The organism is Klebsiella sp. CN_Kp097 (assembly GCF_040064495.1).
GTDB classification, from domain to species: Bacteria; Pseudomonadota; Gammaproteobacteria; order Enterobacterales; family Enterobacteriaceae; genus Klebsiella; species Klebsiella aerogenes.
Map to the genome: position 1 here is coordinate 1 of NZ_JBEAIL010000008.1, position 26,215 is coordinate 26,215.

General features: G+C 56.3%; 24 protein-coding genes. 18 read left to right on the forward strand and 6 right to left on the reverse strand.

The window, feature by feature from the left end; translation table 11 throughout:
• Positions 1-321: 321 nt before the first annotated feature.
• Entirely contained in the window at positions 322-1,461 is a 1,140-nt protein-coding gene (gene queG / locus ABLV07_RS15455; protein WP_348853605.1) for a tRNA epoxyqueuosine(34) reductase QueG, read from the reverse strand.
• Positions 1,462-1,474: 13 nt separating this feature from the next.
• Between queG and nnr the strand changes: the two genes are divergently transcribed.
• The 14 genes from nnr to rlmB all read left to right on the forward strand — a co-directional run bounded on the left by nnr (position 1,475) and on the right by rlmB (position 17,436).
• On the forward strand, positions 1,475-2,986 hold the full coding sequence (nnr, locus tag ABLV07_RS15460; RefSeq protein ID WP_348853603.1) for a bifunctional ADP-dependent NAD(P)H-hydrate dehydratase/NAD(P)H-hydrate epimerase: 1,512 nt from the start codon (positions 1,475-1,477) through the stop codon (positions 2,984-2,986).
• Positions 2,979-3,440, forward strand: coding sequence for a tRNA (adenosine(37)-N6)-threonylcarbamoyltransferase complex ATPase subunit type 1 TsaE (tsaE, locus tag ABLV07_RS15465; protein WP_015704166.1), 462 nt, complete (start codon positions 2,979-2,981; stop codon positions 3,438-3,440). Before nnr ends, tsaE begins: the two co-directional genes overlap by 8 nt.
• Positions 3,441-3,456: 16 nt before the next feature.
• Positions 3,457-4,806 carry an N-acetylmuramoyl-L-alanine amidase AmiB gene (gene amiB / locus ABLV07_RS15470; RefSeq protein WP_015368636.1) on the forward strand — a complete coding sequence of 450 codons (1,350 nt, stop codon included), beginning with the start codon at positions 3,457-3,459 and terminating at the stop codon, positions 4,804-4,806.
• Positions 4,807-4,816: 10 nt separating this feature from the next.
• The gene (mutL, locus tag ABLV07_RS15475; RefSeq protein ID WP_230250481.1) at positions 4,817-6,679 is read left to right on the forward strand and encodes a DNA mismatch repair endonuclease MutL; all 1,863 of its coding nucleotides are present in this window, start codon (positions 4,817-4,819) and stop codon (positions 6,677-6,679) included.
• Complete coding sequence (gene miaA, locus ABLV07_RS15480) at positions 6,672-7,622, forward strand: tRNA (adenosine(37)-N6)-dimethylallyltransferase MiaA (RefSeq protein ID WP_032706712.1); 951 nt, start codon at positions 6,672-6,674, stop codon at positions 7,620-7,622. Before mutL ends, miaA begins: the two co-directional genes overlap by 8 nt.
• A gap of 92 nt (positions 7,623-7,714) precedes the next feature.
• Positions 7,715-8,023, forward strand: a complete 309-nt coding sequence (gene hfq / locus ABLV07_RS15485; RefSeq protein ID WP_015368633.1) for an RNA chaperone Hfq — start codon at positions 7,715-7,717, stop codon at positions 8,021-8,023.
• A 75-nt stretch (positions 8,024-8,098) separates the two neighbouring features.
• Positions 8,099-9,379, forward strand: a complete 1,281-nt coding sequence (gene hflX / locus ABLV07_RS15490) for a ribosome rescue GTPase HflX (RefSeq protein ID WP_032713510.1) — start codon at positions 8,099-8,101, stop codon at positions 9,377-9,379.
• A 58-nt stretch (positions 9,380-9,437) separates the two neighbouring features.
• Positions 9,438-10,700 (forward strand): FtsH protease activity modulator HflK, encoded by a 1,263-nt coding sequence (gene hflK / locus ABLV07_RS15495; protein WP_015368631.1) that lies wholly within the window; start codon positions 9,438-9,440, stop codon positions 10,698-10,700.
• Between the two features lie 2 nt (positions 10,701-10,702).
• Positions 10,703-11,707 carry a protease modulator HflC gene (gene hflC, locus ABLV07_RS15500; RefSeq protein WP_015368630.1) on the forward strand — a complete coding sequence of 335 codons (1,005 nt, stop codon included), beginning with the start codon at positions 10,703-10,705 and terminating at the stop codon, positions 11,705-11,707.
• 198 nt (positions 11,708-11,905) lie between these two features.
• Complete coding sequence (locus ABLV07_RS15505) at positions 11,906-12,103, forward strand: DUF2065 domain-containing protein (protein ID WP_015368629.1); 198 nt, start codon at positions 11,906-11,908, stop codon at positions 12,101-12,103.
• Between the two features lie 103 nt (positions 12,104-12,206).
• Complete coding sequence (locus ABLV07_RS15510; protein WP_002885665.1) at positions 12,207-13,505, forward strand: adenylosuccinate synthase; 1,299 nt, start codon at positions 12,207-12,209, stop codon at positions 13,503-13,505.
• Between the two features lie 150 nt (positions 13,506-13,655).
• The gene (gene nsrR, locus ABLV07_RS15515; protein WP_015368627.1) at positions 13,656-14,090 is read left to right on the forward strand and encodes a nitric oxide-sensing transcriptional repressor NsrR; all 435 of its coding nucleotides are present in this window, start codon (positions 13,656-13,658) and stop codon (positions 14,088-14,090) included.
• A 91-nt stretch (positions 14,091-14,181) separates the two neighbouring features.
• Positions 14,182-16,623, forward strand: a complete 2,442-nt coding sequence (gene rnr, locus ABLV07_RS15520; protein WP_047063860.1) for a ribonuclease R — start codon at positions 14,182-14,184, stop codon at positions 16,621-16,623.
• Between the two features lie 81 nt (positions 16,624-16,704).
• Positions 16,705-17,436, forward strand: a complete 732-nt coding sequence (gene rlmB / locus ABLV07_RS15525) for a 23S rRNA (guanosine(2251)-2'-O)-methyltransferase RlmB (RefSeq protein ID WP_015704174.1) — start codon at positions 16,705-16,707, stop codon at positions 17,434-17,436.
• A gap of 20 nt (positions 17,437-17,456) precedes the next feature.
• Here the strand turns inward: rlmB and ABLV07_RS15530 are convergent, their stop codons facing one another.
• Positions 17,457-18,752, reverse strand: a complete 1,296-nt coding sequence (locus ABLV07_RS15530) for an MFS transporter (protein WP_348853602.1) — start codon at positions 18,750-18,752, stop codon at positions 17,457-17,459.
• A 179-nt stretch (positions 18,753-18,931) separates the two neighbouring features.
• Between ABLV07_RS15530 and ABLV07_RS15535 the strand changes: the two genes are divergently transcribed.
• Entirely contained in the window at positions 18,932-20,569 is a 1,638-nt protein-coding gene (locus ABLV07_RS15535) for an isovaleryl-CoA dehydrogenase (protein ID WP_348853601.1), read from the forward strand.
• On the opposite strand, the gene yjfN is transcribed toward ABLV07_RS15535, so the two are convergent.
• Together yjfN and bsmA are read right to left on the reverse strand one after the other, a co-directional pair.
• Positions 20,560-20,835 carry a DUF1471 family protease activator YjfN gene (gene yjfN / locus ABLV07_RS15540; RefSeq protein WP_020079815.1) on the reverse strand — a complete coding sequence of 92 codons (276 nt, stop codon included), beginning with the start codon at positions 20,833-20,835 and terminating at the stop codon, positions 20,560-20,562. The genes ABLV07_RS15535 and yjfN overlap by 10 nt on opposite strands.
• 140 nt (positions 20,836-20,975) lie before the next feature.
• Positions 20,976-21,284, reverse strand: coding sequence for a biofilm peroxide resistance protein BsmA (gene bsmA / locus ABLV07_RS15545; protein ID WP_015368621.1), 309 nt, complete (start codon positions 21,282-21,284; stop codon positions 20,976-20,978).
• Between the two features lie 209 nt (positions 21,285-21,493).
• Here bsmA and yjfP point away from each other — a divergent pair, with 209 nt between their 5' ends.
• A complete protein-coding gene (gene yjfP / locus ABLV07_RS15550) occupies positions 21,494-22,210 on the forward strand; it encodes an esterase (RefSeq protein ID WP_116326568.1) in 717 nt (238 codons plus the stop codon).
• Here yjfP and ulaR read toward each other — a convergent pair.
• Both ulaR and ulaG read right to left on the reverse strand, forming a co-directional pair.
• A complete protein-coding gene (ulaR, locus tag ABLV07_RS15555; RefSeq protein ID WP_015368619.1) occupies positions 22,207-22,962 on the reverse strand; it encodes an HTH-type transcriptional regulator UlaR in 756 nt (251 codons plus the stop codon). The two genes, yjfP and ulaR, sit on opposite strands and share 4 nt — an antisense overlap.
• Positions 22,963-23,065: 103 nt before the next feature.
• Entirely contained in the window at positions 23,066-24,130 is a 1,065-nt protein-coding gene (gene ulaG, locus ABLV07_RS15560; RefSeq protein WP_045396887.1) for an L-ascorbate 6-phosphate lactonase, read from the reverse strand.
• Between the two features lie 364 nt (positions 24,131-24,494).
• Between ulaG and ulaA the strand changes: the two genes are divergently transcribed.
• Both ulaA and ulaB read left to right on the forward strand, forming a co-directional pair.
• Complete coding sequence (gene ulaA, locus ABLV07_RS15565; protein ID WP_015368616.1) at positions 24,495-25,895, forward strand: PTS ascorbate transporter subunit IIC; 1,401 nt, start codon at positions 24,495-24,497, stop codon at positions 25,893-25,895.
• Positions 25,896-25,907: 12 nt separating this feature from the next.
• Positions 25,908-26,213: a PTS ascorbate transporter subunit IIB gene (ulaB, locus tag ABLV07_RS15570; RefSeq protein WP_001577590.1), complete on the forward strand. Its 306-nt coding sequence runs from the start codon at positions 25,908-25,910 to the stop codon at positions 26,211-26,213.
• Positions 26,214-26,215 lie beyond the last annotated feature (2 nt).

The following is a 26,215-nucleotide window of genomic DNA, read 5'->3' on the forward strand; positions in this document are numbered from 1 at the left end:
ACGACCTTGCCAAGGTCGGGGTCGCGAGTTCGAGTCTCGTTTCCCGCTCCAAATTTCTTCCTTTATCTAGTTTATCCACAGCGCGAAATCGCGCCGGGGATGATTTTCATTGCCTATCCAAAAATACTGTAAACAGAGTTATCCACAGGCTATCGTTTGGATGATTGCGCGATAAATGCTTCACTTTGTAAATAGTATTATTGTATCTGATTGAAATTTAACATTTAAATTTCATTTCAAACTGTTAATTCGATCACTTGACGTACGTCTGCCCGTTGAAACGCAATGTGTTTTTGTTTTTATTCACAGCCTGTGAATGAATCAGGCGTCGCGTGGCAATCCTTTCTCGACCACCCGGACCAGGCGTAGTTTCTGCGGTGACTGTACTTCGACAACGTTGGCGTTTCGCTTTTCGATCTGCTGCGTAACCGCCCATTCAATGTGTTCATCGAGAAGTGGGTGCTCACCTCGGCGACTTTCCAGCGCTGCCAGATTGGCTTCATTCCACGGGGCATTACCGAGCGCGACGGCGATATTGCGTAGCCAGCGTAAGTGACCGATACGGCGTATCGCCGATCCCTCAGTGACTTTCAGGAACCAGGCTTCGCTCCAGGCGAACAGCTCAATCAGCTGCGGCGCATGTAGCGCTTTACGCGGGCTGAAGTCCTCTTCATCGGTGAGCTGCGAAAAACGGTTCCACGGACATATCAACTGGCAATCATCGCAGCCGTAAATACGGTTGCCGATAAGCGGACGAAATTCTTCCGGGATGGCGCCTTCCAGCTCGATGGTCAGATAGGAGATGCAGCGTCGCGCGTCAACGGTATAGGGCTCGACGATGGCGCCGGTGGGGCAGATAGTCATACAGGCGACACAGCGTCCGCACTCTTCGGCAACCGGCTGGTCTACCGGCAGTGGCAGATCGATAAGCAACTCGCCGAGGAAGAAAAACGATCCGGCGTCGCGGCTTAAGATAAGTGAGTGCTTACCTGTCCAGCCAAGCCCCGCTTTTTCAGCGATGGGCCGCTCCAGGATAGGCGCGGAATCGACAAACGGTCTAAAATTGAGCGAAGCACACTGTTCCTGAATCATCTCGCCGAGTTTTTTCAGGCGGTTACGTAGCAGCTTATGATAATCACGCCCCAGGGCATAACGGCTGACGTAACCCAGCGTGGGATCTTTCAGAGTGCTGGCGAAAGCAGCATTGGCGGGCAGGTAGTTCATGCGCACGCTAATCACGCGTAGCGTACCGGGCAGCAGTTCATGCGGCCGGGCGCGCATCATGCCGTGGCGAGCCATCCATTCCATTTCGCCATGGTATTGTTTATCCAGCCATGCCTGTAGTTTAGGTTCGCTGGCGCTGAGATCGGTATCGGTAATACCGACCTGCTGGAAGCCAAGCTCGGTGCCCCATTGTTTGATTTGCTGCGCTAACTGATTGAGATCGAGGGGCTGTGACATGATGGACCATACAATGACGAAAAACCATGACAGTATACCACACATCGTATGGCCAGCGGAGACGCTGCGCCAGGCGGAAAGAGAGGCGGCGGATAGTCTCGGGCTGACGCTTTTTGAATTGATGCGGCGTGCCGGCGAGGCGGCGTTTCAACTGGCCCGAAGCCTTTATCCCGCCAGCCAGCACTGGTTGATTCTTTGCGGCCACGGCAATAACGGCGGCGACGGCTATGTCGTCGCGCGACTGGCGCAGGCGCAGGGCATCGCGGTAACGCTACTGGCGTTGGAAAGCGATAAGCCGCTGCCGGAAGAGGCGCAGGCCGCGCGGGAAGAGTGGCTCAATGCCGGCGGCGTCATCCACGCCGCCGATAGCGCCTGGCCGGATGATATCTCATTGATTATTGACGGGCTGCTCGGCACCGGCCTGCATAGCGCGCCGCGCGCTAACGTCGCCGGGCTGATTGAACTGGCGAATGCCTATCCCGCGCCGGTTATTGCGCTTGATATCCCCTCCGGGCTGAACGCGCAAACCGGCGCGACGCCTGGCGCGGTAATCCACGCCGCCCATACCCTGACGTTTATCGCGCTAAAACCCGGACTACTGACCGGCAACGCCCGCGACGTCGTCGGGCGCTTACATCATCATGCGCTCGGGCTGGAGCGCTGGCTTGCCGGGCAAAACACCGCTATTCGCCGTTTTTCCGCAGCGCAGCTGGCAGGCTGGTTGCCGCCGCGTCGCCCGACGTCGCATAAAGGCTCGCATGGTCGGCTGGTGATTATCGGCGGCGATCGCGGCACCGCTGGCGCCATTCGTATGGCAGGTGAGGCCGCGCTGCGTGCCGGCGCGGGTTTAGTACGCGTGCTGACCAGGGCGGAAAATATCGCGGGCATTGTGACTGCCAGACCGGAATTGATGGTCCATGAGCTGAACGGTGACTCTCTTGCCGAGAGCCTGGAGTGGGCGGATGTCGTGGCGATTGGTCCCGGTCTTGGGCAAAGCGAATGGGGTAAAGCGGCGCTGCGGCAGGTAGAGAATTTTCGCAAACCGATGGTCTGGGATGCCGACGCGTTGAACCTGCTGGCAATCAATCCCGATAAACGTCACAATCGCGTGTTAACCCCGCATCCTGGCGAAGCCGCCCGTTTATTGAATATCAGCGTGGCAGAAGTTGAAAGCGATCGCTTACATTCTGTACAACGTCTGGTAAAACGGTATGGCGGCGTGGTGGTGCTAAAAGGCGCAGGAACCGTCGTGGCGAATAACGCGGGGGAAATCGGTATCATTGATGCCGGTAATCCCGGAATGGCCAGCGGCGGGATGGGCGATGTGCTCACCGGCATTATCGCCGCGCTGTTGGGACAGGGGCTGACCCCATATGATGCCGCTTGCGCAGGCTGCGTGGCGCACGGCGAAGCCGCAGACCGGCTGGCCGCCAGAGATGGCGCCCGCGGGATGCTGGCGACCGATCTTTTTTGCACGCTGAGGCGTGTTGTTAACCCGGATGTGATTGACCTAGACCATGATTAACCGTGTGATTCCTTTACCCGACGAGCAGGCGACATTAGACCTTGGCAACCGCGTAGCGCAGGCCTGTAGCGGCGCGACGGTTATCTATCTGTATGGCGATTTAGGCGCGGGTAAAACCACCTTCAGCCGCGGTTTTCTGCAGGCCCTTGGCCACCGCGGCAATGTCAAAAGCCCAACGTATACGCTGGTGGAGCCTTACACCCTCGACAATCTGATGGTGTATCACTTCGACCTCTACCGGCTGGCGGATCCTGAGGAGCTCGAATTTATGGGGATCCGCGATTACTTCGCTAACGATGCCATCTGCCTGGTAGAATGGCCGCAACAAGGCGCGGGTGTACTGCCTGACCCGGATGTCGAAATTCACCTGGATTATCAGGCGCAAGGGCGTGAGGCGCGCGTAACGGCGGTCTCTTCATTGGGTGAGTCTTTATTGGCGCGTTTAGCCATTTAGCCTAAAGGATGACGGGATGAAGTATCGTATAACCAGTTGGCTGGCCGCCGCTCTGATGCTGCTCGGCACTCAGGCATCCGCGGCAAGTTTATCCGATATCCAGGTCTCAAACGGCGATCGGCAGGCCCGCATCACGCTAAGTTTTGTCGGCGATCCTGAATATTCTTTCACCCCGCAAGGTAAGCGGGCGGTGGCGTTGGATATCAAACAAACCGGCGTACTTCAGGGGCTGCCGCTGCAGTTTAGCGGTAATAATCTGGTCAAGAGCATTCGTTCCGGCTCGCCTCAGGATACGCAATCGCTGCGTCTGCTGGTCGATCTGACGGAAGATGGTAAAACGCGGGCGGTGAAGCAGCAAAACGGCGCCAACTATACCGTCGTCTTTACCATTAACGCCGATGTGCCGCCGCCACCTCCTCCGCCAGTGATAGCGAAACGGGTCGAAGCGCCGGTAGTGGCGTCGCGTCCGAGCACGCCGCCGCGCAATCCGTTTAAAAACTCTGGCAGCGACAGAACCACGGTGGTGACCAGCAGTCAGCCGGCGATGACCAACAACCAGACCATCAGCCGTCCGGCGGCGCGTACCGTCTCTTCTGACGATAAAATTATTATCGCCATTGACGCCGGTCACGGCGGCCAGGATCCTGGCGCCATCGGACCGGGCGGCACCAAAGAGAAAAACGTCACGATTGCTATCGCCCATAAACTCCGGGCGTTGCTCAACGACGATCCGCAGTTTAAACCGGTGCTAACCCGCAATGGCGACTACTTCATCTCGGTTATGGGGCGTTCGGACGTAGCGCGCAAACAAAACGCCAATTTCCTTGTCTCTATCCATGCCGATGCGGCCCCGAACCGCGACGCGACCGGCGCATCGGTGTGGGTGCTCTCTAACCGCCGCGCGAATAGCGAAATGGCCGGCTGGCTAGAACAGCATGAGAAACAATCTGAACTTTTGGGCGGTGCGGGCGACGTGCTGGCGAATAGCCAGTCGGATCCTTATCTGAGCCAGGCGGTGCTGGATTTACAGTTCGGCCATTCCCAGCGCGTCGGTTATGATGTGGCGACGGATGTACTAAGCCAGCTGCAGCGGGTCGGTAATCTCCATAAACGCCGCCCGGAGCATGCCAGCCTTGGCGTTCTGCGCTCGCCGGATATTCCGTCGATCCTCGTCGAAACCGGCTTTATCAGTAATAACGGCGAAGAGCGCCTGCTGGGTAGTGATGATTACCAACAGCAGATTGCAGAGGCGATTTATAAAGGGCTGCGTAACTATTATATGCAGCACCCGCTGCAATCAGCGCCGCGCGGCACGGCCGCGCAAACCGCCAGCGCCAGTTCGCCTGGCGGGACGTTGATTAACTAAGGAGAAGGTCATGCCGATTCAGGTTCTACCGCCGCAGCTCGCCAACCAGATTGCCGCTGGCGAGGTGGTGGAACGTCCGGCGTCGGTAGTGAAGGAGCTGATTGAGAACAGCCTTGATGCCGGCGCAACCCGTATCGACATTGATATCGAACGCGGGGGCGCGAAGCTTATCCGTATTCGCGATAACGGCTGTGGGATCAAAAAAGATGAGCTGGCGCTGGCGCTGGCTCGTCACGCCACCAGTAAAATCGCCTCGCTGGATGACCTTGAGGCGATCATCAGCCTTGGCTTTCGCGGCGAAGCGTTGGCCAGTATCAGTTCCGTCGCCCGCCTGACGCTGACTTCGCGTACCGCGGAGCAGCACGAGGCATGGCAGGCTTATGCTGAAGGGCGCGACCAGGCAGTGACGGTGAAACCGGCGGCGCATCCGATAGGCACCACGCTGGAAGTCCTGGATCTGTTTTACAACACCCCCGCGCGGCGCAAGTTCATGCGCACCGAAAAAACCGAGTTTAATCATATTGATGAAATCGTCCGCCGCATCGCGCTGGCGCGTTTCGATGTAACGATTAATCTCAGCCATAACGGCAAAATGATGCGCCAGTATCGCGCAGTGGCGGAAGGCGGCCCGCGTGAACGCCGCCTCGGCTCGATTTGCGGCGCGGCGTTTCTGGAACACGCGTTGGCCATTGAGTGGCAGCATGGCGATCTGACGCTGCGCGGCTGGGTTGCCGATCCGTTGCATACCAATCCGGCATTAGCGGAAATCCAGTACTGCTACGTCAACGGGCGTATGATGCGCGACCGGCTGATCAACCATGCCATTCGCCAGGCCTGTGAAGACAAGCTGGGCGCTGACCAGCAGCCGGCGTTTGTGCTGTATCTGGAGATTGACCCGCATCAGGTTGATGTCAACGTGCATCCGGCGAAGCACGAAGTACGTTTCCATCAATCGCGGCTGGTGCATGATTTTATCTATCAAGGCGTACTGAGCGTGCTGCAGCAGCAACTGGATGCGCCGTTGGCGGAAGAAGACGAAGCGCCCGCGTCGCGGCCGGTGCCGGAAAATCGCGTAGCGGCGGGCGCTAACCATTTCGCTCGCCCATCGCCTGCCCGGGAACCGGCGGCGGGTTATGATACCCGCGCGCCGCGGGAACCTGCCGCCGGCGGCGGCTATAGCGCAGGCGGCGCCAACTGGCCCCACGCGCAGCCGGGCTATCAAAAACAGCAGGGGGCGCTTTACCGTCAACTGCTGCAAACCCCGGCGGCGGAAAAGCCACCCGTTGCGCCGGCGCCTGCGGAAAGCCTGGCAGCCCATAGCCAAAGCTTTGGCCGGGTGCTGACTATTATCGGCAGCGATTGCGCGCTGCTCGAGCGCGGCGGCACATTGGCGTTGCTGGCGCTGCCGGTGGCGGAGCGCTGGCTGCGTCAGGCGCAGCTAACGCCGGGCGCGGAAGCGGTTTGCGCGCAGCCGCTGCTGATCCCGCTACGTCTTAAAGTGAGCGAAGCAGAACGTAAGGCGCTGGAAAAGGCGCAGCCGGCGCTGGCGCAATTGGGTATCGATTTACAAGCAGATGCTCAGCACGTGACGGTCCGCGCGGTGCCTTTACCCTTAAGACAACAAAATTTACAAATCTTGATTCCTGAACTGATAGGCTACCTGGCGCAGCTAACGGCATTCGACGTCGGCGACATTGCCCAGTGGACGGCGCGTAATCTGACGAGCGAGCACGCGCAGTGGAGTATGGCGCAGGCGATTTCCGTGCTGGCGGACGTTGAGCGTTTATGTCCGCAGCTGATTAAAGCGCCGCCGGGTGGTCTGTTACAACCTGTTGATTTACATTCGGCGATGACAGCCCTGAAAGATGAGTGATGTAACTGAGGCGAGCCTGCCTAAGGCAATTTTTTTAATGGGGCCGACGGCCTCCGGTAAAACCGCATTAGCTATCGCCTTGCGTAAAGTTTTGCCCGTAGAGTTGATTAGCGTCGATTCCGCCCTCATCTATCGAGGAATGGATATCGGCACGGCCAAACCCGATGCCGCGGAGCTTAGCGCTGCGCCGCATCGGTTGCTGGATATCCTTGATCCGGCAGAGTCGTACTCGGCGGCGGATTTTCGCCGCGATGCGTTGGCGGAAATGGCGGATATCGTCGCCGCCGGGCGCATCCCGCTGCTGGTCGGCGGAACAATGTTGTACTTCAAAGCGTTGTTGGAAGGGTTATCGCCGCTGCCTTCGGCGGATCCCGCAGTCAGGGCCAGAATTGAGCAACAAGCAGCAGAGCAGGGGTGGCACGCATTGCACCGGCAGTTACAGGAGATCGATCCCGTGGCCGCCGCGCGTATTCATCCAAATGATCCGCAAAGACTTTCCCGAGCACTGGAAGTTTTTTTCATTTCGGGTAAAACTTTAACGGAACTGACGCAAACGTCAGGAGAGGCTCTGCCGTATCAGGTGCATCAGTTCGCCATCGCCCCGGCGAGCCGTGAACTGCTACATCAACGCATTGAGCAGCGTTTTCATCAGATGTTGGCTTCAGGTTTTGAAGCAGAAGTGCGGGCGCTATTTGCCCGTGGAGATTTGCATACGGATATGCCTTCCATTCGTTGTGTCGGATACCGCCAGATGTGGTCATACCTTGAAGGCGAGGTCCCGTATGATGAAATGGTTTATCGAGGTGTTTGCGCGACGAGACAGTTAGCTAAACGTCAGGTCACCTGGCTGCGTGGTTGGGAAGATGTTCACTGGTTAGACAGTGAGCAACCTGAACAAGCGCTCAACAAAGTATTACAGGTTGTTGGTGCTAGCCAGAACTGAACGTGTACAATTGAATGGTATCGTGCGTAATTTTTTTTAAGAATCGTAAGGTTCTGAGTACAAAACAAGCATACATATAAGGAAAAGAGAGAATGGCTAAGGGGCAATCTTTACAAGATCCGTTCCTGAACGCTTTGCGTCGGGAACGTGTTCCGGTTTCTATTTATTTGGTGAATGGTATTAAGCTGCAAGGGCAAATTGAGTCTTTCGATCAGTTCGTGATCCTGTTGAAGAACACGGTCAGCCAGATGGTCTATAAGCACGCAATTTCTACTGTTGTTCCGTCCCGTCCGGTGTCTCACCACAGCAATAATGCTGGCGGCGGTGCAAACAACTATCACCACGGTGGTAGCGCGCAAGGTTCTTCTGCGCCGCAGCAAGACAGCGACGACGCCGAATAAGGCTAATGCTGTTTTTCCACGTCGGGGAGCCAGGTTTTCTGCGTTCCCCGCTGGTATTTTATAAGGGGTTTACGCTTGTTTGACCGTTATGATGCCGGTGAGCAGGCGGTACTGGTACACATCTATTTTTCGCAAGACAAAGATATGGAGGATCTCCAGGAGTTTGAATCCCTGGTTTCTTCCGCCGGTGTCGAAGCAATGCAGGTGATTACCGGTAGCCGTAAAGCACCGCACCCGAAGTATTTTGTTGGTGAAGGTAAGGCTGTTGAAATTGCGGAAGCCGTAAAAGCGACCGGCGCCTCGGTCGTGCTGTTCGATCATGCCTTGAGTCCGGCCCAGGAACGTAACCTGGAGCAGCTTTGCGAATGCCGGGTTATCGATCGCACCGGTCTGATTTTAGATATTTTTGCCCAGCGAGCGCGTACCCACGAAGGGAAACTGCAGGTTGAGCTGGCGCAGCTGCGCCATCTGGCCACCCGTCTGGTACGCGGCTGGACCCACCTTGAAAGGCAGAAGGGCGGGATTGGTTTGCGCGGACCGGGTGAAACCCAGCTCGAAACCGACCGTCGATTGCTGCGTAACCGTATTATGCAGATCCTGTCGCGACTGGAAAAAGTAGAAAAGCAGCGCGAGCAAGGTCGGCGGTCACGCGCTAAGGCCGATATCCCTACCGTCTCGCTGGTGGGATATACCAACGCCGGAAAATCAACGCTGTTCAACCAGATAACCGAAGCGGAAGTCTATGCCGCGGACCAACTGTTCGCCACCCTGGACCCAACGCTGCGCCGCATTAACGTCACCGACGTCGGCGAAACGGTACTGGCTGACACCGTAGGCTTTATTCGTCATCTGCCGCACGATTTGGTGGCGGCGTTTAAAGCGACGCTGCAGGAGACGCGTCAGGCGACGCTGCTGCTGCACGTTATCGACGCGGCGGATGTCCGCGTGCAGGAAAATATTGATGCAGTAAATACGGTCCTTGCTGAAATCGAGGCCGATGAAATCCCGTCATTGCTGGTGATGAACAAAATCGATGTGCTTGACGATTTTGAACCGCGCATCGATCGGGATGAAGAGAATAAACCGATTCGGGTCTGGCTCTCCGCCCAGACCGGGATTGGCGTACCACTGCTTTTTCAGGCGTTAACAGAGCGTCTTTCCGGCGAAGTGGCGCAGCATACGCTGCGCTTACCGCCGCAGGAAGGTCGCCTGAGAAGCCGTTTCTATCAGCTTCAGGCGATAGAAAAAGAGTGGATGGAGGATGACGGCAGCGTAAGCCTGCAAGTGCGCATGCCCATCGTGGACTGGCGTCGCCTCTGCAAACAAGAGCCTGCGTTGGTCGACTACGTGGTTTGACCTGGCCTGAAGATATTAACCCCTGTGGGGATATCAAAAACAAATATGGAGCATATACATGGCGTGGAATCAGCCCGGTAATAACGGACAGGACCGCGACCCGTGGGGAAGCAGCAAAAATGGCGGCAACTCTGAGGGAAATGGCAACAAAGGCGGTCGCGATCAGGGGCCGCCCGATCTGGATGATATCTTCCGCAAGTTAAGCAAAAAACTTGGCGGTCTCGGCGGCGGTAAAGGCGGCCAGGGTGGCGGTAATGTGACTCAGGGCCCGCGCGGTCCGATGGGTGGGCGCATTGTCGGCATCGTTGCTGCAGCGGCGGTGATTATCTGGGCAGCCAGCGGTTTCTATACCATCAAGGAAGCGGAACGTGGTGTGGTGACACGCTTTGGCAAGTTCAGTCATCTGGTTGAGCCAGGTCTGAACTGGAAGCCAACCTTTGTCGATAATGTGCAAGCGGTGAACGTCGAGTCGGTTCGTGAACTGGCCGCATCTGGTGTGATGCTGACTTCCGATGAGAACGTCGTGCGCGTTGAGATGAACGTACAGTACCGGGTGACCGATCCGGAGCGCTACCTGTTTAGCGTGACCAGCGCCGACGATAGTCTGCGTCAGGCCACCGACAGCGCCCTGCGCGGCGTCATTGGTAAGTACACCATGGACCGTATCCTGACCGAAGGTCGTACCGTTATCCGTAGCGATACCCAGCGCGAGCTGGAAGAGACCATTCGTCCGTACAACATGGGTATCACCCTGCTGGACGTCAACTTCCAGACGGCGCGTCCGCCGGAAGAGGTGAAGGCCGCGTTTGATGATGCCATTGCCGCGCGTGAGAACGAGCAGCAGTACATCCGCGAAGCGGAAGCTTATACCAACGAAGTTCAGCCGCGTGCGAACGGTCAGGCGCAGCGTATCCTCGAAGAGGCGCGTGCGTATAAAACCCAGACCGTACTGGAAGCACAGGGTGAAGTCGCTCGCTTTGCGAAGATCCTGCCGGAATATAAAGCCGCGCCGGAAATTACCCGCGAGCGTCTGTATATCGAAACCATGGAAAAAGTGCTGAGCCATACCCGCAAAGTGCTGGTTAATGACAGCAAGGGCGGCAACCTGATGGTTCTGCCGTTGGATCAGATGCTGAAAGGCGCCACTGGTGCGCCGGCAAAGAGCGATAGCAGTGGCGCAAGCGATCTGCTGCGCCTGCCGCCTGCGTCCAGCTCAAGCAGCGCCAGCACCTCATCAACCTCGAGTTCAACCGGGGGTACCATTATGGACCAACGCCGCGCCAACGCGCAGCGTAACGACTACCAGCGTCAGGGGGAATAACGATGCGTAAATCTGTTATCGCGATCATTGTCGTCGTGCTGGTAGTGCTCTACATGTCTGTCTTCGTGGTGAAAGAAGGCGAGCGTGGCATTACGCTGCGCTTTGGCAAAGTTCTGCGCGACGATGAGAACAAGCCGCTGGTGTATGCGCCGGGTCTGCACTTCAAGATCCCGTTCATTGAATCCGTGAAAATGCTGGATGCGCGTATCCAGACCATGGACAACCAGGCTGACCGCTTTGTTACCAAAGAGAAGAAAGACCTGATCGTCGACTCCTATATCAAGTGGCGCATCAGTGACTTCAGTCGTTACTATCTGGCGACCGGCGGCGGCGACGTCTCCCAGGCCGAAGTTCTGCTGAAGCGTAAGTTCTCTGACCGTCTGCGCTCTGAGATTGGTCGTCTGGACGTGAAAGACATCGTGACTGATTCCCGCGGTCGTTTGACCCTGGAAGTGCGTGATGCGCTGAACTCCGGTTCTGCAGGTACAGAAGATGAAGTCTCGACGCCGGCAGCCGATGACGCTATCGCTAAAGCGGCAGAACGGGTAGAAGCTGAAACTAACGGTAAGGTTCAGGTAATCAACCCGAACAGTATGGCGGCGCTGGGTATTGAAGTCGTTGACGTACGTATCAAGCAGATCAACCTGCCGGCTGAAGTGTCTGAAGCGATCTACAACCGTATGCGCGCCGAGCGTGAAGCGGTTGCTCGTCGCCATCGTTCACAAGGTCAGGAAGAAGCGGAAAAACTGCGCGCGACCGCGGACTATGAAGTGACCAAGACCCTGGCGGAAGCCGAGCGTCAAGGGCGTATTCTGCGCGGTGAAGGCGATGCCGAGTCGGCAAAACTGTTTGCCGATGCATTCAGTCAGGATCCGGGCTTCTATGCCTTTATCCGTAGCCTGCGCGCCTATGAGAAGAGCTTCCAGAGCAACCAGGACGTGATGGTCCTCAGTCCGGATAGCGATTTCTTCCGTTACATGAAGTCACCGGATTCTGTGCGTAAATAAGCCGGGTCAGTGTGAAATCAGAAGGCGCCTTGCAAGAGGCGCCTTTTTTCATGCCATAGATTGTGATTTTTCTCTCAGCTGGTGGTTTCATATTGCCTGTGAAATGCCGGAGAATGTGAAGAAAGAAAAGGGTTTTGCGGTAATACTCACCGGCGCCAAACTGGCGGCGGTTTTGTTTTTCTATAAGGGTCATCAATAATGAATGCAACAATTTGGCTGGCACTGGCGCTGGTTTTAGTTCTCGAAGGTCTTGGCCCACTGCTTTATCCCCGCGCGTGGCGCAAGATGGTAGCGACCATGAGCCAACTGCCGGATAATTTATTGCGTCGCTTTGGCGGCGGTCTTGTGGTAGCTGGTATCGTCATCTACTACATGTTGAGGAAATCGATTGGCTGATCAAAAAACAATCGTATTACCCTCATTTTGAGTGCAAAAAGTGCTGTAACTCTGAAAAAGCGATGGTAGAATCCATTTTTAAGCAAACGGTGATTTTGAAAAAATGGGTAACAACGTCGTCGTACTGGGCACCCAATGGGGTGACGAAGGTAAAGGGAAGATCGTCGATCTCCTGACTGAACGGGCTAAATATGTTGTGCGCTACCAGGGTGGCCATAACGCAGGCCATACTCTCGTAATCAACGGTGAAAAAACCGTCCTCCATCTTATTCCATCAGGTATTCTCCGTGAGAATGTAACCAGCATCATCGGTAACGGTGTTGTGCTGTCTCCGGCTGCGCTGATGAAAGAGATGAAAGGTCTGGAAGACCGTGGTATCCCTGTTCGTGAGCGTCTGCTGCTGTCCGAAGCCTGTCCGCTTATTCTCGACTATCACGTTGCGCTGGATGTTGCGCGTGAGAAAGCACGCGGTGCGAAAGCTATCGGTACAACCGGTCGCGGTATCGGCCCGGCTTACGAAGATAAAGTCGCCCGTCGCGGCCTGCGCGTTGGCGACCTGTTTGATAAAGCCACCTTCGCTGACAAACTGAAAGAAGTGATGGAATATCACAACTTCCAGTTGGTGAACTTCTATAAAGCAGAAGCGGTCGACTATCAAAAAGTGCTGGACGATGTGATGGCGATTGCCGACATCCTGACCAGCATGGTCGTTGACGTCTCCGATCTGCTGGATCAGGCGCGTCAGCGCGGCGACTTCGTGATGTTCGAAGGCGCGCAGGGCACGCTGCTGGATATCGACCACGGTACCTATCCGTATGTAACTTCCTCCAACACCACTGCTGGTGGCGTGGCGACCGGCTCCGGCCTGGGCCCGCGTTATGTGGATTACGTTCTGGGTATCATCAAAGCTTACTCTACTCGTGTAGGCGCGGGTCCGTTCCCGACCGAGCTGTTTGATGAAACCGGCGAGTTCCTGTGCAAGCAGGGTAACGAATTCGGCGCCACTACCGGCCGTCGTCGTCGTACCGGCTGGCTGGACGCTGTCGCGGTACGCCGCGCGGTGCAGATTAACTCCCTGTCTGGCTTCTGCCTGACCAAACTGGACGTCCTGGACGGCCTGAAAGAAGTGAAAATCTGCGTCGGCTACCGTATGCCGGACGGCCGTGAAGTGACCACCACTCCGCTGGCTGCCGACAACTGGGAAGGTATCGAGCCTATCTACGAAACCATGCCGGGTTGGTCCGAAACCACCTTCGGCGTGAAAGAGCGCAGCGGTCTGCCGCAGGCAGCGCTGAACTACATCCAGCGTATTGAAGAGCTGACCGGCGTGCCGGTTGATATCATCTCTACCGGTCCTGACCGTACTGAGACTATGATTCTGCGCGACCCGTTCGACGCGTAATCATCATCCAGGGGCGCCGTTCGGGCGCCCTTGTTTTTGCAGTTCGCCCGCCCCATTTCAAATAAATTAGCGGCCTGAGCGCTGGCTGGTTTATCATCAATAGAGTTAATACCCGCGGATTCACCGCTTTCCCCTTACCCTGAGGTTGATGTGCAGTTAACGAGTTTCACCGATTATGGATTACGTGCGCTGATTTATATGGCGTCGTTGCCGGATGACCGAATGACCAGTATTTCCGAGGTGACGGATGTCTATGGCGTTTCCCGTAATCATATGGTCAAAATAATCAATCAGTTAAGCCGTGCTGGCTACGTGACGGCCGTGCGGGGAAAGAATGGGGGGATTCGCCTTGGCAAGCCAGCTAAAATGATTCGCGTGGGTGATGTTGTGCGCGATCTTGAGCCGCTATCGCTGGTGAATTGCAGCAGCGAATTTTGCCACATTACTCCCGCTTGCCGCCTGAAACAGGCACTTGCCGAAGCCGCGCAAAGTTTCCTGAAGGAACTGGATAACTACACGCTGGCCGATTTGGTTGAAAAGAATCAACCGCTCTATAAATTATTACTGGTGGAAGAAAAGCGCTGAGTGATTCGCGCCGCAGCGTAAAGAGAACTCACAAAGCGGCGGCGTGCGCCACCCAGAGACTTTCATCGGAGATGACAACGGAGGAACCGATATGTCACAAGATCCATTCCAGGAACGCGAAGCTGAGAAGTACGCGAATCCAATCCCGAGCCGGGAATTTATCCTCGAACATTTAACCAAACGCGAAAAACCGGCCAGCCGTGATGAGCTGGCGATTGAGTTAAATATCGAGGGCGAAGAACAAACCGAAGCGCTACGTCGTCGCCTGCGTGCAATGGAACGCGATGGCCAGTTGGTGTTTACTCGCCGTCAGTGCTATGCGCTGCCGGAACGTCTCGATTTAGTCAAAGGCGTCGTTATTGGCCACCGCGACGGCTACGGCTTTTTACGCGTCGAAGGGCGTAAAGACGACCTGTATCTTTCATCTGAGCAGATGAAAATGTGTATCCATGGCGATCAGGTGCTGGCCCAGCCGTTGGGCGCCGATCGTAAGGGGCGTCGCGAAGCGCGCATCGTTCGCGTGCTGGTGCCGAAAACCAGCCAGATCGTCGGCCGTTATTTCACCGATGCCGGTGTAGGCTTCGTGGTGCCGGATGACAGCCGTCTTAGCTTCGATATCCTGATCCCGCCTGAAGAGATCATGGGCGCGCGTATGGGCTACGTGGTGGTGGTCGAGCTGACCCAGCGTCCAACCCGCCGTACCAAAGCGGTCGGCAAAATAGTTGAAGTGCTGGGCGACAACATGGGCACCGGCATGGCCGTTGATATGGCGCTGCGTACCCATGAGATCCCTTACGTCTGGCCGCCGGCGGTGGAAAAACAGGTCTCCGGCCTCAAAGAGCAAGTGCCAGAAGAGGCGAAAGCCGGGCGCGTCGATTTGCGCTCTCTGCCGCTGGTCACTATTGACGGCGAAGATGCCCGCGACTTCGATGACGCGGTGTATTGCGAGAAAAAACGCGGTGGCGGCTGGCGACTGTGGGTGGCTATCGCCGACGTGAGCTACTACGTGCGCCCCGGTACGCCGCTGGACGGCGAAGCGCGCAGCCGCGGGACGTCAGTCTACTTCCCTTCGCAGGTCGTACCGATGCTGCCAGAGGTGCTGTCCAACGGCCTGTGTTCGCTGAACCCACAGGTCGATCGCCTGTGTATGGTCTGCGAAATGACGATCTCGTCAAAAGGCCGCCTGACCGGCTTTAAATTCTATGAAGCGGTGATGAGCTCTCACGCCCGCCTGACCTATACCAAGGTGTGGCATATGCTGCAGGGCGATCAGGAGCTACGCGAGCACTATGCGCCGCTGGTGAAGCATATTGAAGAGCTGCATAACCTCTATAAGGTGCTGGATGGCGCCCGTGAAGAGCGCGGCGGTATCTCATTTGAAAGTGAAGAAGCTAAATTCATCTTCAACGCCGAGCGTCGTATCGAGCGTATTGAACAGACTCAGCGTAACGATGCGCACAAGCTGATTGAAGAGTGCATGATCCTGGCGAACATCTCCGCGGCGCGTTTCGTTGAGAAAGCGCAGGAGCCGGCGCTGTTCCGTATTCACGATAAGCCAAGCACCGAAGCGATTACCGCCTTCCGTACCGTGCTGGCGGAACTGGGGCTGGAACTACCGGGCGGCAACAAGCCGGAGCCGCGCGATTACGCCGAGCTGTTGACTTCCATCGCCGATCGCCCGGATGCGGAAATGCTGCAGACGATGCTGCTGCGTTCTATGAAGCAGGCGGTCTACGATCCGGAAAACCGCGGCCACTTCGGCCTGGCGCTGCAGTCATACGCCCACTTCACCTCGCCGATCCGTCGTTATCCTGACCTGTCGCTGCATCGCGCTATTAAGTATTTACTGGCGAAAGAGCAGGGACATAAAGGCAATAGCACCGAGACCGGCGGCTGGCACTACAGCATGGAAGAGATGCTGCAGCTGGGCGAGCACTGCTCGATGACCGAGCGCCGCGCCGATGAAGCAACGCGTGAAGTGTCAGACTGGCTGAAGTGCGACTTCATGCAGGATCAGGTGGGCAACACCTTCTCCGGCGTGATCGCCAGCGTCACCGGCTTTGGCTTCTTCGTCCGCCTGAACGATCTGTTTATCGATGGTCTGGTACATGTCTCCTCGCTGGATAATGACTACTATCGCTTCGACCAGGTCGGGCAGCGGCTGATCGGCGAGTCCGGCGGCCAGACTTACCGTCTGGGCGACCGCGTGGAAGTGCGCGTCGAAGCGGTCAATATGGATGAGCGTAAGATTGATTTCAGCCTGATTTCCAGTGAACGCGGCCCGCGTAATGTTGGCAAAACCGCACGCGAAAAAGCGAAGAAGGGCGCGCCGGGTAAAAACGGCGGCGGCCGTCGTCGCCAGGTTGGCAAGCAGGTAAACTTCGAGCCGGATAGCGCCTTCCGCAAGGAAAAAGACAAAGCTAAAGCCAAACCGAAAGGCGAGAAGAAAGCGAAAAAGCCGTCGGCGAAAACGCAGAAAATCGCCGCGGCAACCAAAGCCAAGCGCGCGGCGAAAAAGAAGAACGCCGAGTGATTGACGTCCCTTTACCCTGAAGCCTGCTGGCGCGGGGCGGGGTGATGGGGACGGATAACAGAACCTAAAACGAGTACATCAATGAGTGAAATGATTTACGGCATCCATGCGGTGCAGGCACTGCTGGAACGCGCACCTGAGCGTTTTCAGGAAGTTTTTATTCTGAAAGGCCGTGAGGATAAGCGTCTGCTGCCGCTGATTCATGCCCTTGAAGCGCAGGGCGTGGTGATTCAGGTTGCCAGCCGCCAGTTTCTCGATGAGAAAAGCGAAGGCGCGGTGCACCAGGGCATTATTGCTCGCGTGAAGCCGGGACGTCAGTATCAGGAAAACGATCTGCCGGATCTGCTGGCGCAGTTCGATCAACCGTTCCTGCTGATCCTCGACGGCGTCACCGATCCGCACAACCTCGGCGCCTGCCTGCGTAGCGCCGACGCCGCCGGCGTGCATGCGGTGATCGTGCCGCGCGATCGTTCCGCTCAGCTCAACGCTACGGCGAAGAAAGTCGCCTGCGGCGCGGCGGAAAGCGTGCCGCTGATCCGCGTCACTAATCTGGCGCGGACCATGCGTCTGCTGCAGGAAGAAAACGTGTGGATCGTTGGTACCGCCGGCGAAGCCGACCATACGCTGTTCCAGAGCAAAATGACCGGCCCGATGGCGCTGGTGATGGGCGCGGAAGGCGAAGGTATGCGTCGCCTGACCCGCGAACATTGTGATGAACTGATCAGCATCCCGATGGCGGGTAGCGTCTCTTCGCTGAACGTCTCCGTCGCCACCGGTATCTGCCTGTTTGAAGCGGTGCGCCAGCGCAGCTAAGCCGCCGCTGGCGAGGTGGGTTAGTCGTCCAGCGCCCGTAAATGATCGTTCTTATTGAGCGTCATCAGCGCGGCAATACTGACGACGGCCGTCGCCATCACGTAGTACGCCGGAATATCCAGATTACCGGTCTGTTTAATCAGGCCGGTAATAATCAACCCGGCACAGCCGGAGAAGACAGCATTCGAAAGCGAATAGGCTAAACCCAGCCCGGTATAACGCACTCTGGTTGGGAACATCTCCGCCAGCATCGCCGGCCCAGGCCCGGCCAGAATCCCCACCAGGCCACCCGCAATCAGCACCACGATACCTTTCACCAGCAGCGTACTGCTTTCCGCCTGCAATATTTTCAGCAGCGGTAGCGCCAGTACCAGCAGCAATACCGCAGCCGCGACCATCACCCGCCGACGCCCCCACTTATCGCTGAGCATCCCGGCAGGCAAGATGGTGATGGCGAAGCCAATATTGGAGATCACCGCAATCAGCAGCGCCTGATTAAAACCGGTGTGCAGCGCGGACTGAAGGTATGAGGGCATGATCACCAGGTAGGTATAACCCGCCGCCGACCATACCATCAGCCGGCCAATGCCGGTGAGAATCGCTTTGAGCGTCTGGCGCAAACTGGCACGGGTTTCCGCGAGCGGCGTAGCCTGCTGCTGGCGTAAAAAGCCCGGCGTCTCTTCCATTTTAACGCGTAGCCACAGCGCGACGATGCCCATCGGTATGGCGAGGAAGAAGGGGATGCGCCAGCCCCAGTCATGCAGCGATTCGGGGCTAAGCGCGGCGGAAATCAGCGCGACCACGCCTGCGCCTGCCAGCAGCCCCAGCGCGACGGTAAAAGATTGCCATGCGCCATACAGACCACGCTTACCTTTAGGGGCGAACTCGGTCATCAGCGACACCGCCCCTCCGTATTCGCCGCCGGCAAACAATCCCTGAAGAATACGTAATCCGGTCAGAATAAGCGGCGCGGCAATACCGATGCTGGCGTAAACCGGCACCAGTCCGATTGCCGTGGTGGCGAGCGTCATCAGCACCAATACGATAATCAGCGTCGGCTTGCGGCCGATGCGGTCGCCGAGACGGCCAAAAACGATGGCGCCCAGCGGGCGAAAGAAGAACGCTATCGCGAAAGAGGCGTAAGTCAGAATCAGCCCGGTCAGCGGCGCTTCTCCAGTCATTTGGAAAAAATTTTTCGCAATTACGGTCGCCAGAAAGCCATAGACCGCGAACTCGTACCATTCAATAAAGTTACCGATAGAACCGGCGATCAGCGCGCGTTTTTGCGCTGCCGATGTTGTGCTGGCGGTGTGCATAGGAAGCCCCGACTGATACAAAACAGTAACGAATGAATAAATTATTCCATACATTTTTAATGAGAAAATTTTAAATTCTTATGCCTGTGATGGGCTTCACGAAGGCGGAGCGGTTTTTTTGTGAGCGTCTATGCGGCCGACCATACTTACTGTCAGAGCCATTGACGGAGTGAGACATCATGCACTGGCAAACGCATACCGTATTCAATCAACCGACGCCGTTGTGTAACAGTAATCTGTTTTTGTCCGATACCGCGCTTTGTGAGGCAGTGACGCGTGAAGGCGCCGGCTGGGATGGCGATCTGCTCGCCAGCATCGGCCAGCAGTTGGGCACGGCGGAATCGCTGGAGTTGGGGCGTCTGGCCAATAGTAATCCGCCGGAACTGCTACGCTACGACGCCACCGGCGCCCGATTGGATGACGTGCGGTTTCACCCCGCCTGGCATTTGCTAATGCAGGGACTGTGCGCCAACCGGGTGCATAATCTTGCCTGGCAGGAGGATGCCCGCGCGGGTTCGTTTGTTGCCCGTACTGCCCGCTTTATGCTGCATGCCCAGGTGGAGGCGGGAACGTTATGCCCGATAACCATGACCTTCGCCGCAACGCCGCTGCTACAGCGCGCGCTGCCCACCGTCTTTAGCGACTGGCTGCCGCCGTTGCTCAGCGACCGCTATGACCCGCATCTGGCGCCCGGCGATCAGAAGCGTGGGTTGCTGATTGGTATGGGAATGACCGAAAAACAGGGCGGTTCCGATGTGCTCAGTAATACCACCCGAGCGGAAAAAACGGCGGAAGGATTCTATCGGCTGGTGGGCCATAAATGGTTCTTCTCGGTGCCGCAGAGCGATGCGCATCTGGTATTAGGCCAGACGCCGGGCGGGCTCTCCTGCTTCTTTGTGCCGCGTTTTTTACCCGATGGTCAACGCAATGGCGTGCGTCTTGAGAGGCTGAAAGATAAATTAGGCAACCGCTCTAACGCCAGTAGCGAAGCCGAATTCTTTGACGCCTGCGGGTGGCTGATAGGCGAAGAAGGCGACGGCGTGCGGCAAATTCTCAAGATGGGCGCGCTGACCCGCTTCGACTGCGCCGCCGGCAGCCATGCCCTGATGCGCCGCGCTTACTCGGTGGCGCTGTATCATGCGCTGCAGCGTCAGGCGTTCGGCAAGAATCTGGCCGATCAGCCGATGATGCGTCAGGTGCTGGGCCAGATGGCGCTGCGTCTTGAAGGACAAACCGCTTTTCTGTTCCGTCTGGCTCGCGCCTGGGATCGGCGCGACGATGCGCATGAAGTGCTATGGGCCCGGTTATTTACCCCGGTCGCCAAGTTTGCTATCTGTCGCGCCGGTATACCGTTTGTCGCCGAGGCGATGGAAACGCTGGGCGGTATCGGTTATTGCGAAGAGAGCGAGCTCCCACGTTTATACCGTGAGATGCCGGTGAATAGTATCTGGGAAGGCTCCGGCAATATTATGTGTCTCGACGTGATGCGGGTACTTAGCAAGCAGCCGGCGGCGCTAGAAATGCTGGCGGCGGAGTGTGCGGAAGTCAAAGGGCAAAATCGCCATTACGATCGCGCGTGGCGACAGCTTCAGCAACTTTTACGGCGGCCGGTTGAGGCGCAGGGACGAGAAATAGCGCGTCTGGTGTATTGCCTGGGGACGGGTGCGCAGATGCTGCGCTTTGCGTCGCCGCCGCTGGCCCAGGCATGGTGCCGAATGATGCTGGATACGCGAGGAAGTGTCCGCCTGGACGCTCAACTGCTTGACGATGCGCTGCTGCGAGCAATGGGGCGCGGACGACAGCCGTCTCAGGCGTAGAGAATGGCCTGCACCCGCCAGCTATCCGGCTGCGGCTCTTCATACATCTGAACGATACGATACCAGGAAGCGCCCTGCTCATCGGCTTTTACGGCAATGGCGTGCTCGACATCCTGCTGACTGCCGGAGATATTATTGACGGAAATCAGACCAATTTCGTTCAGGCCGGTGACGCAATCCGCACTGGCGAATTCGGCTGACTGAGCGGAAGTATTGGCCGTCGCGGTGGTCAGCAACAGGCTGGGTAAGGTCAGTGATCGTTTCATCGTCAGCTCCATTTCACGTAATCCCGAGGGCAGTCCGTTTGCTAACGTTCTGCCAAAAAGGCTGGCCGAACGTTATTATGCGCAGGAGAACGTGAATGGACGCAAAGCAGTGTAAAGCTGGTTAAAAACGCATCACACCGCTATTTATGATACAGAATCGCTTGCGAATACCACTGGCCGGGAACCATGGTGTCATCGATCATGACGATGACGTAGTAATCCGCTTTTGCGGCTTCTGCTTTGGCTTTCAACGCGGTCTCGACATCCATCGGCGAACCGTACATTAGCACGCTGACGGTACCTATCTTTTGCAGGCCCTCAGTCTGATTGCGACGAATCTCCTGCGGATGATCGCTTGCCGGCGGCGGTGCCTCCGGCGTACCCTGCAGGACACTACATCCGCTTAAGGCGAGAGCCAGTAACCACGGTGTAAACCTACGCATGACCATATCTCGTTTCCTGATAGTGATAGTGTAGTGGTAGCCTGAACATCATTTCTGGGGAATGTTCCCGAATTGTTATCTATCGCGCGATTTTCGAATGAAAATGTTATGAAAGCGTAACCGAGCTCTCAACATTATAATTCACGGCAAAAGCAGAATTTTGGTGGTTGCTTTTTGCGCATTGCGTGATGCCACTATAAAGAAGGAGACGATAAATGATAACACTCGAAATGCGCAATCTGGCGGGCGGTGAAGCGATCCATGCCTGTCCGGCTGGGATGGCGGATAAGCCTCTGCCAGTTATCGTCTTTTATCACGGTTTTACCTCTTCTAAGCTGGTCTACAGCTACTTCGCCGTCGCGCTGGCTGAAGCCGGTTTCCGGGTGATTATGCCGGATGCCGCCGAACATGGCGCGCGTTTTCGCGGCGACGAGGAGGGGCGAATGCAGCGTTTTTGGCCGATCCTGCGACAGAATTTTCTTGAATTTCCCGCCCTGCGAGACGCGATTATCGCTGAGGGATGGCTGGAAGATGAACGGCTGGCGGTGGCCGGCGCATCAATGGGCGGCATGACCGCGCTCGGTATCATGACCCATCATCCGGAGCTAAAATGCGTGGCCTGCCTGATGGGCTCAGGCTATTCCAGCAGCCTCGCGCAGACGCTGTTTCCGTCGCCCGGATTCGATACGGCAAGCCTGGCGGAGTGGGACGTGACTCATCAGTTAGCGGCGCTAGCCGACAAGCCGCTGCTGCTGTGGCACGGCGACGCAGACGACGTGGTTCCGCCCGGCGACACATTTCGCCTGCAGCAGGCGTTAACGCAGAGCGGCCTGGCAACTAACCTGACCTGCCAGTGGCAAAAGGGCGTGCGCCACCGCATTACCCCGGAAGCGCTGGACGCGACCACCGCCTTTTTCCGGCAGCATCTTTAAACGCGGATAACCTGCACGCCCTGATCCTCAAGCTGCTTGAGGATCGTTTCATCGGCCTGCTTGCCGGTGATAACCAGGTCGATTTGGCTGGCCTGGCTGAACAGCATCCCGGCGCGTTCGCCGACTTTGCTGCTATCGACCAGTACCGCCAGTTTGCCAACGACGTTAAGCATTTTCTGCTCGGCCATCGCGGTCAACATATCGGTTTTGTACAATCCCTCGGCGGTTAACCCTTTGCCGCTGGTGAACATCCAGTGCCCGGCATACAGGCTGTTTTCGCTACCCTGCGGGCTGAGGGTGATGAAGTGGCTGTGGTTATATTGCCCCCCCATAATGATGACGCTGTCATGCTCCTGGTCAATCAGATAGTTGGCCAGCGGCAGGTAGTTGGTGATGATCTGCACCGGTTTGCCGCATAATTCACGGCCAAGCAGGAAGGCGGTGGAGCCGCAGTTGATAACGATGCTTTCGCCCGGAGAAACCAGCTGCGAGGCGGCGCGGGCAATCCGCACTTTCTCATCGTGGTTTTGCGCCTGATGAATGTTCATTGGCGACCAACGTGGGCGCTGTTCGCTGATGGCTTCCGCGCCATTACGGACCTTTTTCAGCTTGCCGTTTTCATCCAGCTTATTGATATCGCGTCTTGCCGTCGCCGGAGAGATGCCGAGGCGGGAGATTACCTGTTCAACGGTGACAAATCCCGTTTGCGCCAGCAAATCCAGTAAAATTTGATGTCTTTGCGCTTCAGTCATGAGCGAATCCGATTAAAAGTGACAAGCAAAGATGATATTTGAAATTAACGCTAAATACTAATGTGGAAAGGGAATTCCGGCGGGCGCGCCCGCCGGAATAGGATTACAAAAAGGATTTGAACGGCAGGTCTGGCTCAATGGTAAAGCAGTCATCGAATCCGCGTGGGTAGTGGTATTCGAAATTGTCTTTATCCAGCGGCCAGGTAAATTTACCGCCGACCTGCCAGATAAACGGCTTGAAGCCGTATTTCAGACGATCCTTTTTCATCTCCCACAGTACGCGGATCTCCTGTGGGTCGGCCTGGAAGTTGGACCAGATATCATGGTGGAACGGAATGACCACTTTGGCATTTAGCGATTCCGCCATGCGCAGGATATCGGCGCTGGTCATTTTGTCGGTGATACCGCGCGGGTTTTCCCCATAGGAACCGAGGGCGACGTCAATCTGATGCTCGTTACCGTGCTTCGCATAGTAGTTGGAATAGTGTGAGTCGCCGCTGTGGTACAGGTTGCCGCCCGGCGTTTTGAACAGATAGTTGACCGCGCGCTGGTCCATGCCGTCCGGCAGCACGCCGGCGGCTTTTTGATCGGCTGGCAGGGTAATGAGCGCAGTACGATCGAATGCGTCGAGCGCGTGGATCTCAATATCTTTGATCTTCACCACATCGCCAGGTTTCATGACGATGCAGCGTTCTGCCGGCACGCCCCAGCCAATCCACAGGTCAACGCAGGTTTTCGGCCCGATAAACGGCACATCGGCGGCGCAGTTTTGCATCACCGCGGCGGCGACGTTAACGTCGATATGATCGTTGTGATCGTGCGTCGCCAGCACGGCGTCAATTTGACGGATGGCGAAAGGATCGAGCACGAATGGCGTAGTGCGCAGGTTCGGCTGCAGTTTTTTCACCCCGGCCATGCGCTGCATCTGGTGGCCGGTTTTCATCAGCGGATTACCGTGGCTCTGCTTACCGGTGCCGCACCAGAAATCGACGCAAATATTAGCGCCGCCTTCCGATTTAAGCCAAATACCGGTGCATCCCAGCCACCACATGGCAAAGGTGCCCGGCGCAACCTGCTCTTGTTCGATCTCTTCATTCAGCCAGCTGCCCCATTCCGGGAAAGTGCTCAAAATCCAGGATTCACGGGTGATGGTTTGCACTTTACTCATCTATCTCTTCCTCTTTTATTTCAAAAGTAATCAATCGGTGATTTGTTTTGATTGATATTGTCACTGTTTTTTCAGGAATGCAATCGGCTATTTTCGATAAAAAGCGCTGATATCGTTGCGCTAACGCGCTGATAAGCCCTGAGTTTAATATCATGGATGTATGTATATTGTTGATATTAGTGGTTTGTTTGGTTGTGATATGACGTAATGGAAAATACACGCATAAAAAATGTGATTATTTGCGTGATGCGTCACATTTAATCAAATTCAATCTTGTTGTGATTGTTTTTGATTATTAGAGTGAGGGCGACGACAACTGCTGAGCGTCATGCGCGTTCAAAGCCTTCCTCTTCTGGAGTGTGTTATGGAGATCCTCTACAACATCTTTACCGTCTTCTTTAATCAGGTAATGACTAATGCCCCGCTGCTGCTGGGTATCGTGACCTGCCTTGGCTATATCTTGTTGCGTAAAAGCGTCAGCGTGATTATCAAAGGCACGATCAAAACCATCATTGGTTTCATGCTGTTACAAGCCGGCTCTGGCATTCTTACCAGCACCTTTAAGCCGGTGGTGGCGAAAATGTCAGAGGTTTATGGCATCAATGGCGCGATTTCCGATACCTACGCCTCAATGATGGCGACCATCGACCGGATGGGTGAAGCCTATAGCTGGGTGGGGTATGCGGTGCTGTTGGCCCTGGCGCTAAACATCTGTTACGTCCTGCTGCGCCGCATTACCGGCATCCGCACCATTATGCTGACTGGCCATATCATGTTTCAGCAGGCGGGGCTGATTGCGGTCTCTTTCTTCATTTTCGGCTACTCCATGTGGACGACCATTATCTGTACCGCGGTACTGGTCTCCCTGTACTGGGGGATCACCTCCAACATGATGTTCAAGCCGACTCAACTGGTTACCGACGGTTGCGGCTTCTCTATCGGGCACCAACAGCAGTTTGCCTCGTGGATTGCCTATAAAGTGGCGCCGTATCTGGGGAAAAAAGAGGAGAGCGTCGAAGACCTCAAACTGCCCGGTTGGCTCAATATCTTCCACGACAACATCGTCTCTACCGCGATTGTGATGACCATTTTCTTTGGCGCCATTCTGCTCTCCTTTGGTATCGACGTTGTACAGGCGATGGCGGGCAAAACCCACTGGACGGTCTATATCCTGCAGACCGGTTTCTCCTTCGCCGTGGCCATTTTCATCATTACCCAGGGCGTGCGTATGTTCGTCGCCGAGCTGTCCGAAGCCTTTAATGGCATCTCTCAGCGCCTGATCCCCGGCGCTGTGCTGGCGATCGACTGCGCCGCTATCTATAGCTTCGCGCCGAATGCCGTGGTCTGGGGCTTTATGTGGGGCACCATCGGCCAACTGATTGCCGTGGGTATTCTCGTCGGCGTTGGTTCCTCCATCCTGATCATCCCGGGCTTTATCCCAATGTTCTTCTCTAACGCGACGATTGGCGTCTTTGCTAACCACTTCGGCGGCTGGCGCGCGGCGCTCAAAATCTGTCTGGTGATGGGCATGATTGAAATCTTCGGCTGCGTGTGGGCGGTGAAGTTGACCGGAATGAGCGCCTGGATGGGCATGGCGGATTGGTCAATCCTGGCGCCGCCGATGATGCAGGGCTTCGCCTCGATAGGGCTGGCGTTTATGGCCGTCATTATTCTGATTTCACTGGCTTATATGTTCTTCGCCGGCCGCGCGCTGCGCGCCGAGGAAGACGCGGAAAAACAACTGGCAGAAGCCTCTGCTCAATAAGGAGTTCTGATTATGACCGTACGTATTCTGGCTGTGTGTGGCAACGGGCAAGGTAGTTCCATGATCATGAAAATGAAGGTGGACCAGTTCCTGACGCAATCAAACATCGACCACACGGTGAACAGCTGCGCGGTAGGTGAGTATAAAAGCGAGCTAAACGGCGCGGATATCATTATTGCCTCGACCCACATCGCAGGCGAAATCACCGTCACTGGCAATAAATATGTGGTTGGCGTGCGCAATATGCTGTCGCCTGCGGATTTCGGCCCAAAACTGCTTGAAGTGATCAAAGCCCACTTCCCGCAGGATGTGAAATAAGG

What these genes read in the sequence shown, in the direction of transcription:
- queG (WP_348853605.1), bottom strand. Translation starts at nt 1,461, where the DNA reads ATGTCACAGCCCCTCGATCTCAATCAGTTAGCGCAGCAAATCAAACAA.
- nnr (WP_348853603.1), top strand. Translation starts at nt 1,475, where the DNA reads ATGACGAAAAACCATGACAGTATACCACACATCGTATGGCCAGCGGAG.
- tsaE (WP_015704166.1), top strand. Translation starts at nt 2,979, where the DNA reads ATGATTAACCGTGTGATTCCTTTACCCGACGAGCAGGCGACATTAGAC.
- amiB (WP_015368636.1), top strand. Translation starts at nt 3,457, where the DNA reads ATGAAGTATCGTATAACCAGTTGGCTGGCCGCCGCTCTGATGCTGCTC.
- mutL (WP_230250481.1), top strand. Translation starts at nt 4,817, where the DNA reads ATGCCGATTCAGGTTCTACCGCCGCAGCTCGCCAACCAGATTGCCGCT.
- miaA (WP_032706712.1), top strand. Translation starts at nt 6,672, where the DNA reads ATGAGTGATGTAACTGAGGCGAGCCTGCCTAAGGCAATTTTTTTAATG.
- hfq (WP_015368633.1), top strand. Translation starts at nt 7,715, where the DNA reads ATGGCTAAGGGGCAATCTTTACAAGATCCGTTCCTGAACGCTTTGCGT.
- hflK (WP_015368631.1), top strand. Translation starts at nt 9,438, where the DNA reads ATGGCGTGGAATCAGCCCGGTAATAACGGACAGGACCGCGACCCGTGG.
- hflC (WP_015368630.1), top strand. Translation starts at nt 10,703, where the DNA reads ATGCGTAAATCTGTTATCGCGATCATTGTCGTCGTGCTGGTAGTGCTC.
- ABLV07_RS15505 (WP_015368629.1), top strand. Translation starts at nt 11,906, where the DNA reads ATGAATGCAACAATTTGGCTGGCACTGGCGCTGGTTTTAGTTCTCGAA.
- ABLV07_RS15510 (WP_002885665.1), top strand. Translation starts at nt 12,207, where the DNA reads ATGGGTAACAACGTCGTCGTACTGGGCACCCAATGGGGTGACGAAGGT.
- rnr (WP_047063860.1), top strand. Translation starts at nt 14,182, where the DNA reads ATGTCACAAGATCCATTCCAGGAACGCGAAGCTGAGAAGTACGCGAAT.
- rlmB (WP_015704174.1), top strand. Translation starts at nt 16,705, where the DNA reads ATGAGTGAAATGATTTACGGCATCCATGCGGTGCAGGCACTGCTGGAA.
- ABLV07_RS15530 (WP_348853602.1), bottom strand. Translation starts at nt 18,752, where the DNA reads ATGCACACCGCCAGCACAACATCGGCAGCGCAAAAACGCGCGCTGATC.
- ABLV07_RS15535 (WP_348853601.1), top strand. Translation starts at nt 18,932, where the DNA reads ATGCACTGGCAAACGCATACCGTATTCAATCAACCGACGCCGTTGTGT.
- yjfN (WP_020079815.1), bottom strand. Translation starts at nt 20,835, where the DNA reads ATGAAACGATCACTGACCTTACCCAGCCTGTTGCTGACCACCGCGACG.
- bsmA (WP_015368621.1), bottom strand. Translation starts at nt 21,284, where the DNA reads ATGGTCATGCGTAGGTTTACACCGTGGTTACTGGCTCTCGCCTTAAGC.
- yjfP (WP_116326568.1), top strand. Translation starts at nt 21,494, where the DNA reads ATGATAACACTCGAAATGCGCAATCTGGCGGGCGGTGAAGCGATCCAT.
- ulaR (WP_015368619.1), bottom strand. Translation starts at nt 22,962, where the DNA reads ATGACTGAAGCGCAAAGACATCAAATTTTACTGGATTTGCTGGCGCAA.
- ulaG (WP_045396887.1), bottom strand. Translation starts at nt 24,130, where the DNA reads ATGAGTAAAGTGCAAACCATCACCCGTGAATCCTGGATTTTGAGCACT.
- ulaA (WP_015368616.1), top strand. Translation starts at nt 24,495, where the DNA reads ATGGAGATCCTCTACAACATCTTTACCGTCTTCTTTAATCAGGTAATG.
- ulaB (WP_001577590.1), top strand. Translation starts at nt 25,908, where the DNA reads ATGACCGTACGTATTCTGGCTGTGTGTGGCAACGGGCAAGGTAGTTCC.